Below are 10,116 nucleotides of genomic sequence, written 5' to 3' on the forward strand. Positions count from 1 at the left end.
AGCAGGTACGGCGCCACCAGCGACCATTCCTCCTCGCTGACATCAGAGGGATACGGCTTGCGGCAAATGCTCATTCAATAACGGGTGAATCAGCCCCGCTTACAAGTCCATAACAGCCTCTAGCGCCGCGCCGAAACATTCGCCCGAGCGAGGGAACTGGGCTCGCCGCACGGCAGTTTGGCGCGCTTAATTTCTCGAAGCTGCTAGTCCGCTACCGGCCCAATAGCGGCCAAACGAGGTACACCTGACCGGTCTTCCGCAGGGGTCTATGGCGGCTTTTCCTAGAACGCCTTCCCACCAGTCACCCACCGCGACGTAATGAGAACCACTCTACGGAAGCAGCAGCGACGCGTCCCCGTAGGAGTAGAACCGATAGCCATTCTCAATGGCATAAGCGTAAGCGTCTTTCATCCGCTCCCGCCCCATCAGCGCCGAGACCAGCATGAACAGCGTCGAGCGCGGCAGGTGGAAGTTGGTCACCAGCCCGTCGATCCCGCGGAAGCGGTAGCCGGGGGTGATGAAGATCGAGGTGTCGCCCTCGAACGGCTGTACCCGCCCGTCCGTGTCGCAGGCGCTTTCGATCAGGCGCAGGCTGGTGGTGCCGACCGCGATCACCCGGCCGCCGTTCGCGCGCACCGCGTTCAGCCGATCGGCGGTGGCGGCGTCGATCCGGCCCCATTCGGCGTGCATCCGGTGGTCGTCGGTATCCTCGGCCTTGACCGGCAGGAAGGTGCCCGCGCCGACGTGCAGCGTCAGCGTCTCGTGCCCGATCCCCGCGGCGGTCAGCGCCGCCATCAGCGCGGGCGTGAAGTGCAGCGCGGCGGTGGGCGCGGCGACCGCGCCTGCTTCCCGCGCGAACATCGTCTGGTAATCCTCGGCATCGCGTGCATCCGCGCCGCCGCGCCTCGCCGCGATATAGGGCGGCAGCGGCATGCGGCCCGCGCGCTCCAGCAGCAGCTCGACCGGCTCCTGCCCGTGAAAGTCGAACACGAAGCTGCCGTCCTCGCCCCGGTCGGCGGCGGTGGCGGAGACGCCCGCGCCGAAATCGATCGTGTCGCCCTCGCGCAGCCGCCGTCCGTTGCGCACGAACGCGCGCCAGCGCCGCAGCCCCTCGCGCTTGTGCAGCGTCGCGCCGATCGTCGCACGCCCACGCCGTCCGTCGAGCTGCGCCGGGATGACCCGGGTGTCGTTGAACACCAGCAGGTCGCCGGCACGCAGGCACGCGGGCAGGTCGGTAACGACCCGGTCGAGCGTCGCCGCGCCGTCCAGCACCAGCATCCGCGCCGAATCGCGCGGCGTCGCGGGCCTCAGCGCGATCCGGTCGTTCGGCAGCTCGAAATCGAACAGATCGACGTGCATCAGTCGCCGACGGTCACTTCCGGGCAGGCGCCGGGGTGCGGCGCGGACCCGCGGGCAGCGGCGCGACGCTCGCGGGCAGCGGGGCGACCGGCGCCTCGGCCCGGTACGGCGGGGGATTGTCCGACGCGATGTATGCGTGGAGGATGCGCGTCGGGTTCGCGGGCGGCTCGCCGCGCTCGATCGTGTCGACATATTGCATGCCGTCGATCACCCGGCCGAACACCGTATATTTCTTGTCGAGCGCAAGGCGCGGGGCGAGCATGATGTAGAACTGGCTGTTCGCGCTGTTCTCGTCCGCCGCGCGCGCCGCCGCCACCGCGCCGCGGACGTGGGGCAGGTAGTTGAACTCCTTCTCCACGTCGGGCAGCTTCGATCCGCCGGTGCCGTCGCCCGCCGGATCGCCGCCCTGCGCCATGAACCCCTCGATCACGCGGTGGAAGGTCAGGCCGTCGTAGAATTTCTCGCGGGTCAGCGTCTTGATCCGCGACACCATCTTGGGCGCGACGTCGGGGCGCAGCCACACCGTCACCCGCCCGCCGCTCGACAGGTCGAGGATCCACAGGTTGCGCGCGTCGGTGGTGGCGGGCGGCGGCGCGCGGCCCGGCACGTCGATGATCTGCGCGCCCGCGGGCAGGGCGACGAGCGAGGCGAGGAACGCGAACAACAGGGCGAAAAGACGCATGGTTTTCCCGGTGTGCCTTTGAAGCGAGGGCAGGTTGGCGCGCTGCATAGACCAAAGCGCCGCTTGCGCCAATCTGAACGTCGCTTCCGTTGGCGGCACCGGCCCGCTCCCCCAACCAGGATACGCTTGGGGGTGGTCGGGTGGGGGAGGGTCGGGTCGATCATGCCCCCGGCATGATCCGAACAGCGCGGGGCGCTGTTCGCCCGGCACTGGCCGGTGCGGCATCCGCGTGCGCAGATCGAATCGTGGCTTCAGAAAGAAGGTTGGCAAAGCCGCCCCCCGCCGTCTATCAGTCGGCAAGACTGGACGGAAAACCGTCTCGGTCCGGCGACGCCACCCGAGCAAGCGGGCGCGCCGGAGAGGGGCTTCAGGGCGCGTTCCCGCGCGCCCGGTGACAAGGGCTGTTGAATGGCGACTGGCGACGATCAACCCATGTCCGCAGGCGGCACCGCCGCGCTGGACGGTTCGCCCGAGAATCCGCGTCGGCGCGACTATCTCTCGATCGGGGCGGTGGCCTTCGCCGGGGTCGGCGCGGGCGTGATCGCGCTCCCGCTCATCAACCAGATGTCGCCCGCGGCGGACACGCTGGCGCTGTCGACGACCGAGATCGACCTGTCGGCGATCGAGCCGGGACAGGCGATCAAGGCGACCTTCCGCAAGCAGCCGCTGTTCGTGCGCAACCTGACGCCGAAGGAAATCGCCGAGGCGAATGCGGTACCGCTGTCCGATCTGCGCGATCCGCAGACGCTGGAGGAGCGGACCAAGACCGGCAAGAACAACTGGCTCATCACGCTGGGCGTCTGCACCCATCTGGGCTGCGTGCCGCTGGGCGCGGGCGAGGGGGAGAACAAGGGCCCGTTCGGCGGCTATTTCTGCCCGTGCCACGGCTCCGCCTATGACACCGCCGGGCGCATCCGCTCCGGCCCCGCGCCGCAGAACCTGCACGTGCCGGAATACACCTTCACGTCCGACACCGTCGTGACGGTCGGCTGAGGAGAGAGACGATGAGCTTCCCCTGGGCCAAGCATTACGCGCCGAAGAATCCGGTCATGCAGTGGATCGACAGCCGCCTGCCGCTGCCGCGCCTCGCATACAACGCGATCGGCGCGGGCTATCCGGTGCCGCGCAACCTCAACTATTTCTGGAACTTCGGCGTGCTCGCGGGTGCGGCGCTGGCGGTGCAGATCATCACCGGCATCGTGCTGGCGATGCATTATGCGGCGAACGGCGCGGTCGCGTTCGATTCGGTCGAACGCATCATGCGCGACGTGCCCTCGGGCTGGTTCCTGCGCTATGCCCATGCCAACGGCGCGTCGATGTTCTTCATCGTCGTCTACACCCATATCGCGCGCGGCATCTATTACGGGTCGTACAAGGCCCCGCGCGAGATGGTGTGGCTGCTCGGCGTCGTCATCTTCCTGCTGATGATGGCCACCGCGTTCATGGGCTATGTGCTGCCGTGGGGGCAGATGAGCTACTGGGGGGCGCAGGTCATCACCGGCTTCTTCTCGGCGATTCCCGGCGTGGGCGAGACGGTGCGGGTGTGGCTGCTGGGCGGCTATGCGCCGGACAATGCCGCGCTCAACCGCTTCTTCTCGCTCCACTATCTGCTGCCGTTCGTGATCGCGGGGGTCATCATCCTCCACATCTGGGCGCTGCACATTCCGGGTTCCAACAACCCGACCGGCGTCGAGGTGAAGGGCGAGCAGGACACGGTCCCCTTCCACCCCTATTACACCGCCAAGGACGGCTTCGGGCTGGGCGTGTTCCTGATCGTGTTCGCGTCGCTGATCTTCTTCGCGCCGAACCTGCTGGGGCATCCGGACAACTACATCCCGGCCAACCCGCTCTCGACGCCCGCGCACATCGTGCCCGAATGGTATTTCCTGCCGTTCTACGCGATCCTGAAGGCGTTCACCGTCGACTTCATCTTCCCGGCGAAGCTGTGGGGCGTGCTGGCGATGTTCGGCTCGATCCTGCTGCTGTTCTTCCTGCCGTGGCTCGACAAGTCGCCGGTCAAGTCGGCCAACTACCGCCCGACCTATCGCATCTTCCTGATCGTGCTGCTGCTCGACGTGCTGCTGCTCGGCTATCTGGGCGGGGCGGAGGCGACGCCGACGACGGTGCTCTTCAGCCAGATCGCGGCGGGATATTATTTCGCGCACTTCCTCGTGATCCTGCCGATCGTGTCGGCGATGGAGCGTCCGCGCCCGCTGCCCAATTCGATCACCGAAGCGGTGCTGAAGGGCGAAGGCGGCACCTCGCCCGCGCAGACCGCCGCCCATGGTCACGCTACCCCGGCCGCGGCCGAGTAAGGGAAACCCGATGCTCTCCTTCGCTTCCCGTTTCCTCGCCCGCAACCTGAACCTCGTCGTCGGCGCAGGCTTCCTGTTCGCGCTGCTGCTCGGCATCTTCTCGACCGTCGGCGGCATGATCCACGACACGCCCGAGGCATCGGCGGAGCATGAGTTCCACCAGAAGCCGCGTGAGGCGGGGCTGCAATCGGCGGGCCTGTTCGGCACCTTCGACAAGCAGCAGCTCCAGCGCGGGTTCCAGGTCTACAAGGAAGTCTGCTCGGCCTGCCATTCGATCCGGCTGGTGTCGTTCCGCGATCTCCAGCAACTCGGCTATGACGAGGGGCAGGTGAAGACGATCGCCACCGAATGGCAGATCGAACAGCCGAGCATCAACCCGGAGACGGGCGAGCCCGCCACGCGCAAGAACCTGCCGTCGGACCGCTTCCCGCTGGTGTTCGCCAACGACGTGGCGGCACGCGCGGCCAACAACAATGCGGTCCCGCCCGACCTGTCGCTGATGACCAAGGCGCGCGACGACGGCCCCGACTACGTCTATTCGCTGCTGACCGGCTATCGCCGCCAGCCCGCCGAGCTGCTGGAGAAATTCCCGCAGGCCAAGACGCCGCAGGGGCTGCACTACAACCCGTGGTTCGCGACGCTGAACCTCGCCATGGCCCCGCCGCTGACCGGTACCGACCAGGTGCAGTATCAGGACGGCACCCGTGCGACCGTCGACCAGATGGCCAAGGACGTCGCCGCGTTCCTGACCTGGACCGCCGAGCCGAAGCTGGAGACGCGCCACACCTGGGGGGTGGCGACCATCCTGTTCCTGCTGATCTTCACCGGCCTCGCCTTCGGTGCCTATCGCAACATCTGGCGCGGCATGAAGCATTGATCGACACGATCGACGCCGGGCAGGACATCGCCCGGCGCATCCGCACCATCCCGGACTTTCCGAAGCCCGGCATCCGGTTTCGCGACATCACCACGCTGATCCTCGACCCGCAGGGCCTGCGGCTTGCGGTCGACGGCATGGTCGCGATGGTCGACGGCCCGGTCGATCTGGTCGCGGGGATCGAGGCGCGCGGCTTCGTGTTCGCGCCCGCCGTGGCGCTGGCGCTCGGGGCGGGTGTGCTGCTGGTGCGCAAGGACGGGAAGCTGCCCGGCGCGACTATCGCCGAAGATTATGCGCTGGAATATGGCACCGACCGGATCACGATCCATGCCGATGCCTGTACGCCCGGCGCGCGGGTGCTGCTGGTCGACGACCTGATCGCCACCGGCGGCACCGCGCGCGCGGCGGTGCGGCTGCTGCGCAAGGCGGGGGCGGTGGTCGAACAGGCGGCGTTCGCGATCGACCTGCCCGATCTGGGCGGCGCCGACGCGCTGCGACGCGAGGGGCTGCGCGTGTCGGCGCTGACCGCGTTTCCGGGCGACTGAGCGCGGGGGCGGATCGACTCTGCCAGCCGTTCCGTCACCCCGGACCGGTTCCGGGGTCCACGGCTCGACAATCGGTGCGGTTCGCGCCTCTATCGATGCGCGTGCGGCTGGGTGGACCCCGGAACCAGTCCGGGGTGACGAAGCGGATGGGGTCATCGATCGAGAACACCACGGACGCGCCTGGCATGAGGCGGCACGTCGCGGGGCAATGGGCTGCGACCGTCCTACACCCACGACGCCGTGCGATGTGCGACCGATGCAACGTCCGCGCCTCCTGATCCTGCCCTGTGGCGACACGCCGCCCGCTTCCGCGCGCGTGCGTCCCGCCTTCGCGCTGTATTCACGCCCTATTCAGCGCGGCCATGCCACTACGCCGTGCAACCTTCGCCAACTTCCGCCGTCCCGACCGGACCGGAACCGCGCTGGCTTCGATTTCGTTTCCATTCATCATACGCGCCGCCTGCGGGCGGATCGCGGTTCGGGAGCATTCGCATGATCCACCGGCTACGCATGATCGCGCTGACGATCGCGGCAGGGGCGGGCGTCTCGGCCTGTACCTATGGCGACTATGGCTATGGCGGGGTGTCGCTCGGCTATGGCACGGGCGGCTATTACGACGGATATTATGGCGGGCCGGGGTTCGGCGGCGGCGGCTTCGGCGCGTTCGGCGATCCCTATTGGGGCTGGTACGGCGACTATTATTATCCGGGCACCGGCTATTACGTCTATGACCGCTATCGCCGCCCGTTCCGCTGGAACGACCGCCAGCGCAACTACTGGCTCGGCCGTCGCGGGGCATGGCGCGGCGAGCGGTTCGACCGGCCCCGCTGGGACGGCTGGGATCGTCCGCGCGGCAGCTATGGCCGCCCCGGTTTCGACCGTCGCCCCGGCTTCCAGAACGTGCCGCGCGGCAGCAGCCAGTCGCCGCTGCCCGGCGGTCGCCCCGGCTGGCAACGTCCGGACGGCGCAACGCCCGATGCCGGGCGCGGCAACTGGCAGCGTCCCGACGGGGCAGGCCGGGGCAACTGGCAACGCCCGGACGGCGCGGGACGCGGCAACTGGCGTCGGCCCGAAGGCGCGACGCCGGGCACCGGGCGTCCCGGCTGGCAGCGGCCCGAGGGCGCGTCCCCCGGCGCGCTCCGGCGTGGTGGCTGGGGCCGGCCCGAGGGTGGCCGACCGGACGGTGCGCGGGGCCCGCGCGGCGGACGTCGCGGCGACTGACCTCAGCGCGGGCGGGTCGCGATCAGCAGCAGCGCGACCAGCGTGAGCACCGCCTCGCCCGCCTGGTTGCGCACCGTCAGCGCGCTGCGCACCCGGCCGATATCGTCGCGGCCGGGTGCGACCTGCTTGTCGAGGATCTCGGTTTCGCAGGTCAGCGTGTCGCCCGGATACACCGGTCGCCGCCAGCGCAACCGGTCGATCCCCGCCGCACCCCGGCTGGCGACCGGATCGGCGGTCATCTGCTCGACCAGCATCGCCATCGCCATGGCGCAGCTGTGCCAGCCGCTCGCCGCCAGCCGCCCGAAATGGGTCTGCGCCGCCGCGTCGTCGGACAGGTGGAACGGCTGCGGGTCATAGCGGCGCGCGAAGTCGAGCACCTCGTCGCGGGTGACGGCATAGCGGCCGAAGCGGGCGGTCTCGCCGACCGCGATATCCTCGAAATAGCGCATGGGTCCGTTTCGCCGGGAAACCGATCCCGTGCAACCGCTCAGCGCAGCGCCGCGTCGAACACGCTCGCATCGCCGTCGAGCGAGGGATCGGCGGGCAGCTTCAGGATGCGGCGCAGCAGCGGGTGGATCGCGGTGTTGCGGAACGCGGGCAGCCGCCCGGCAGCGCGGAACGCCGGACCGCCTGCGACGAACATCGCCTGCATCTCCGGGGCGGCATCGTCATAGCCGTGCGCACCGCCGGGGCGACCCCGCTCGGGCACGGTCGGCAGGACCAGCCAGCCGATATCGGCGAGGCACAGCCACGCGGGCACGCGCGGGTTGGTGCCGTAGCGCAGCCGCGCCGGGACTTGCGCCTTGGGCCAGCATTGCATGTGCGGCACCGGCGTGGTCAGCGCCGCCGCCAGTGCGGCTTCCTGTCCGGGCATCGGTTGCAGCGTGGCATAGGGCCCGGATTCGATCACCCGGTAGCTGCCCGCGGGCGCCACGCGGTCGAGCGCGACGGTGCGCGCCGGATCGGTCGCGGCCATGCCGTGGTCGGCGACGACGATCAGGTTGGCGGTGAGGCCGAGCGCGGCGATCTCGCGCTGCAACCGTCCGATCGCGGCATCGACCCGCTGCATCGCCGCGCGCGTCTGCGGCGCGGCGGGGCCGTTGGCATGGCCCGCGGTATCGACGTCGTCGAAATACAGCGTCAGGAACTGCGGCCGGGTGGCGGCGGGGCGACGGAGCCAGTCGACCACCGCGTCGACCCGCTTTTCCGCCGGGATCGCGGCGGCGAACGCCTGCCAGTCCGACGGGCGCTTCTCCCCTGCATAGACGCCGTGATCGGCCCTGCCGCTGCCGCCCCAGCCGACGCTGCTGCCCGGCCAGAACATGGTGGCGCTGCGCACCCCGCCTTCCTCGGCGGCGACCCAGATCGGCTTGGCCGCGTTCCACCAGAACGGGTCCTCGCTCTCCATGGTGAAGCGTTCGCCGGGGCGCGCCGCGTCTTCCATCGTGTTGCCGACGATGCCGCTGCGGTCGGGCCGGACGCCGGTCGCCAGCGTCCAGAAATTCGGGAAGGTCTTGGTCGGGAACGACGGCTGCATCCTCGCCGACACGCCCTCCGCCGCCAGCCGCGAGAGGTTGGGCGTGCGCGCGGGCGAGAGATAGTCGGGCCGCGCCCCGTCCACGCCGATCAGGATCGTGACCGGCTGCCCCGCTTCCGCCGCGACGGCGGCGGCGGGGCGGACCGGCGGGGTGGCGGCGCAACCGGCAAGCGCGGCGAGGCCGAGGAACAGGGCGGGAAGGCGCATGACGGTTTCTCGCGCAAGGGGGCGGGGGTACGGCACGCTAACCCCCGATGATGACAGCGATGTGGCCGGTCAGACGTTGAAGCGGAACAGCATCACGTCGCCGTCCTGCACGACATATTCCTTGCCCTCCGCGCGCAGCTTGCCCGCGTCGCGCGCGCCGCTCTCGCCCTTGTGCGCGACATAATCGGCATAGGCGATGGTTTCGGCGCGGATGAAGCCGCGCTCGAAATCGCTGTGGATCACACCCGCCGCCTGCGGGGCCTTGGCACCGACCGATACGGTCCAGGCGCGCGCTTCCTTGGGGCCGACCGTGAAGAAGGTCAGCAGGTGGAGCAGCGCGTAACCGGCGCGGATCACGCGGGCGAGGCCGGTTTCGGCGAGGCCGAGGTCGGACAGGAACTCGGCGCGGTCGGCGGGGTCCATCGTCGCGATGTCCGCCTCGATCGCCGCCGAGACGACGACCGCCTCGGCGCCCTCCGCCCTGGCCTTGGCGAACACCTTGGCCGACAGCGCGTTGCCCTCGGCGGCGTCTTCCTCGTTCACGTTGCAGACGTAGAGGACGGGCTTCGCGGTCAGCAGTTGCGCCTGTGCGAACAGCCGCTGCTCCTCCTCGTCCTTGATCTCGGTCAGGCGGGCGGGCTTGCCCTCGCGCAGCAGGTCGAGCGCGCGGCCGAGCACCGCGGCGGCGACCTTCGCCTCCTTGTCGCCCTGCGCACCCTTCTTGGCGAGGTTGGGCACGCGCTTCTCGAGGCTTTCGAGGTCGGAGAGCATCAGCTCGGTCTCGACCGTATCGGCGTCGGCGATCGGATCGACCCGGTCGTCGACATGCTGGATGTCGTCATTCTCGAAACAGCGCAGCACATGGACGATCGCATCGACCTCGCGGATGTTGCCGAGGAACTGGTTGCCCAGCCCCTCGCCCTTCGACGCGCCGCGCACCAGCCCCGCGATGTCGACGAAGGCGAGCTGCGTCTCGATCTTCCGCGCCGATCCGGCGATCGCGGCCAGCGCGTCGAGCCGGGGATCGGGCACCGCGACGTTGCCGACGTTCGGTTCGATCGTGCAGAACGGATAATTGGCCGCCTGTGCCGCCTGCGTCTGCGTCAGCGCGTTGAACAGGGTGGACTTGCCGACATTCGGCAGGCCGACGATACCGCAGCGAAAACCCACTTGGCGCAATCCCGGTGATGATGGAAACGCCGCGCCTTAGCCGCTTCGCGGTCCGAAGGCCAGCCGTCGCGCGTTGCGCCGGTCGCCCGGCGTCCCTCCGGCGTCCCTAGAGTCTGATCCAGCAACGCCGGATCAGGGCGGTACCGGCCCGCTCCCCCACCCGGCCACCCATTCAGGATACGCTGTGGGTGGCCGGGTGGGGG

General features: G+C 69.4%; 10 protein-coding genes. 5 read left to right on the forward strand and 5 right to left on the reverse strand.

Translation table 11 applies throughout. The features are described from left to right. Nucleotides 1-330: 330 nt before the first annotated feature. Both queA and ABLE43_RS22635 read right to left on the reverse strand, forming a co-directional pair. Nucleotides 331-1,359, reverse strand: a complete 1,029-nt coding sequence (gene queA / locus ABLE43_RS22630) for a tRNA preQ1(34) S-adenosylmethionine ribosyltransferase-isomerase QueA (RefSeq protein ID WP_348980221.1) — start codon at nucleotides 1,357-1,359, stop codon at nucleotides 331-333. A gap of 13 nt (nucleotides 1,360-1,372) precedes the next feature. Continuing rightward, on the reverse strand, nucleotides 1,373-2,041 hold the full coding sequence (locus ABLE43_RS22635; RefSeq protein WP_348980222.1) for a peptidylprolyl isomerase: 669 nt from the start codon (nucleotides 2,039-2,041) through the stop codon (nucleotides 1,373-1,375). A gap of 432 nt (nucleotides 2,042-2,473) precedes the next feature. On the opposite strand from ABLE43_RS22635, the gene petA reads away from it, so the two are divergent. From petA to ABLE43_RS22660, 5 genes are all read left to right on the forward strand, one after another. Further along, nucleotides 2,474-3,034, forward strand: a complete 561-nt coding sequence (petA, locus tag ABLE43_RS22640; protein WP_348980230.1) for a ubiquinol-cytochrome c reductase iron-sulfur subunit — start codon at nucleotides 2,474-2,476, stop codon at nucleotides 3,032-3,034. Nucleotides 3,035-3,045: 11 nt separating this feature from the next. Continuing rightward, a complete protein-coding gene (locus tag ABLE43_RS22645) occupies nucleotides 3,046-4,356 on the forward strand; it encodes a cytochrome b (RefSeq protein WP_348980223.1) in 1,311 nt (436 codons plus the stop codon). 10 nt (nucleotides 4,357-4,366) lie between these two features. After that, nucleotides 4,367-5,233 (forward strand): cytochrome c1, encoded by an 867-nt coding sequence (locus tag ABLE43_RS22650; RefSeq protein WP_348980224.1) that lies wholly within the window; start codon nucleotides 4,367-4,369, stop codon nucleotides 5,231-5,233. Then, nucleotides 5,230-5,778, forward strand: coding sequence for an adenine phosphoribosyltransferase (locus ABLE43_RS22655; protein WP_348980225.1), 549 nt, complete (start codon nucleotides 5,230-5,232; stop codon nucleotides 5,776-5,778). Before ABLE43_RS22650 ends, ABLE43_RS22655 begins: the two co-directional genes overlap by 4 nt. Nucleotides 5,779-6,270: 492 nt before the next feature. Continuing rightward, nucleotides 6,271-6,999 (forward strand): hypothetical protein, encoded by a 729-nt coding sequence (locus ABLE43_RS22660; RefSeq protein WP_348980226.1) that lies wholly within the window; start codon nucleotides 6,271-6,273, stop codon nucleotides 6,997-6,999. Nucleotides 7,000-7,001: 2 nt separating this feature from the next. Here ABLE43_RS22660 and ABLE43_RS22665 read toward each other — a convergent pair whose 3' ends face one another. The 3 genes from ABLE43_RS22665 to ychF form a co-directional block, all read right to left on the reverse strand. Continuing rightward, complete coding sequence (locus ABLE43_RS22665) at nucleotides 7,002-7,448, reverse strand: MaoC family dehydratase (RefSeq protein WP_348980227.1); 447 nt, start codon at nucleotides 7,446-7,448, stop codon at nucleotides 7,002-7,004. Nucleotides 7,449-7,486: 38 nt separating this feature from the next. After that, nucleotides 7,487-8,743, reverse strand: a complete 1,257-nt coding sequence (locus tag ABLE43_RS22670) for an alkaline phosphatase family protein (RefSeq protein ID WP_348980228.1) — start codon at nucleotides 8,741-8,743, stop codon at nucleotides 7,487-7,489. Nucleotides 8,744-8,812: 69 nt separating this feature from the next. Next, nucleotides 8,813-9,913 carry a redox-regulated ATPase YchF gene (gene ychF / locus ABLE43_RS22675; RefSeq protein WP_348980229.1) on the reverse strand — a complete coding sequence of 367 codons (1,101 nt, stop codon included), beginning with the start codon at nucleotides 9,911-9,913 and terminating at the stop codon, nucleotides 8,813-8,815. Nucleotides 9,914-10,116: the final 203 nt, after the last annotated feature.

The organism is Sphingomonas silueang, assembly GCF_040049155.1.
Lineage (GTDB): Bacteria > Pseudomonadota > Alphaproteobacteria > Sphingomonadales > Sphingomonadaceae > Sphingomonas > Sphingomonas silueang.